At 42.1% G+C, this 1,635-nt stretch carries 2 protein-coding genes; both read right to left on the reverse strand.

All coding sequences use genetic code 11. From position 1 onward, the window contains the following. Window positions 1-227: 227 nt before the first annotated feature. On the reverse strand, window positions 228-554 hold the full coding sequence (locus HMPREF2726_RS00895) for a hypothetical protein (protein ID WP_009311300.1): 327 nt from the start codon (window positions 552-554) through the stop codon (window positions 228-230). A 43-nt stretch (window positions 555-597) separates the two neighbouring features. Continuing rightward, a partial coding sequence (locus tag HMPREF2726_RS14580; protein WP_246827837.1) for an RHS repeat domain-containing protein occupies window positions 598-1,635 on the reverse strand: 1,038 nt, incomplete at its 5' end.

Raw genomic sequence — 1,635 nt, forward strand, 5'->3', positions numbered from 1 at the left:
TCGTACTGCGCATCGCGCCAGTCGGTTTCGGGCAAACCGTTTCGGGCATTCTCTTCTTTGGACGGCACCTTCCATTGGTGCTGGGCGATGAGTTGGTCGCTTTCGTTGTAGTCGAAGCAGGTAAGAACAGGAAAGGTCGTCTGAAAATTTTCACACGACCTTATTAGGCTGTTGGGTCTTGACCCAACCTATAGTCACTGACACTTTATGCAAATATAGCTTGCATTTTAAAGTTCATCCAACACTCGGATGCTATCCGTGTCCTTAGTAGTTAGTTTTTTTATATCGACTTCAAAAAAACTAAGTTTCTTATTTTTGATTGTATAGTCATACATTTTTTTGTGGGTTTTGTCAAAAACATATCCTGTATATGAGTTGGCAATCTTCTGATTTTCAATAAAATCCGTGATAAATAAATTATCTTTTGATACATTTAACTCTGTCAAAAGTTGTCTAAACACATTAGGAAAATCTATTGAAAAACTCTCTGTTAACTCTTTTATATCCTGAATAAAAATATCATTTGGCATTTCATCCAATTCCATCGGCTTCATATTGGACTCCTTTAATTTTAAATAAATTTAAAAATATTAAATACTAACAGTGTCTACTCTTAATTGGGGTTATGATACGCCTCAGTATCCCTGCTCTTCTCGCTCCTTTCTCGCATCTGCCACACATTGGTTTTGTAGCTCCAAGAGATTTAATTTTAGCTCCTCTTTTTTTCGCTTCTCGTATAAGTTGACGTTCAGCATCATTTAAGTGGTTGCCATCTTTCCTGCTTCTTCCTGCTGGATGTAAATTTTGTATTATTTCATCTGCACCAGCAAGACTTTGTTGCCTTCTAGAAGGCTTTGATGACAGAGAAGAGCCTGCTTGAGCAATCCATATTTGAGAGGTTCCATCAGCAAGTGTTACCCTTGCCAAGGCTAACGTAGTGAAACCATCTCTATTTTTTTCTGTCAAATTATCAGACAATTTATCAATTCTTCTTGCAAGATCCTCATCATTTTTTCTATTTGGATTGGGTATACATGCTAACCCTAAGGGATCAATCCAAATCTGAATATTAGACGAAAACCGATAAAGATTATCTCCACCCCACAACCCAATCGGATCCTGATTCACAAACCGCCCAGCATCAGGCTCATAATACCTGAAGAAGTTGTAATGTAACCCCGTCTCACGGTCGGCATACTGGTTTTGCAGGCGGAAGGGTTGGTATGCGCTATCCGTTACCTTGGTTTCCTCTTTCAGACGACCCCAGCCGGTGTAGTTGCCGAACCACAAGAGGTTGCCGTCTTTATCGGTCATTTCACGCGGGATGCCGATTTGGTCGCAGTGGAAGTAGTGGGTCTGTTGTCGGCTTTCGCCGTCTTCGGTTGTCCAATCGCGGACTTGTGCTAAAGGTTCGTAGCTGCCCGGATCGGTGTAGATATAGGTATACCTGCCATCCGAATGAACTTCTTGCAGCAAATGGCTGCCGTCCCAAACAAATCCGGTTTCCTCTTCGAGGCCGTCTGAAACTTCTCCGTCTTTCAGACGGCCTTTGCCTATCCTTCTGCCCAAGGCGTCGTAGCTGTAGGACCACGTTTCTTTCGTGCCGTCTTTTTTGAAGATTTCCGCTTTAACCAG

It is taken from the genome of Neisseria sp. HMSC074B07, assembly GCF_001810355.1.
Classification (GTDB): domain Bacteria; phylum Pseudomonadota; class Gammaproteobacteria; order Burkholderiales; family Neisseriaceae; genus Neisseria.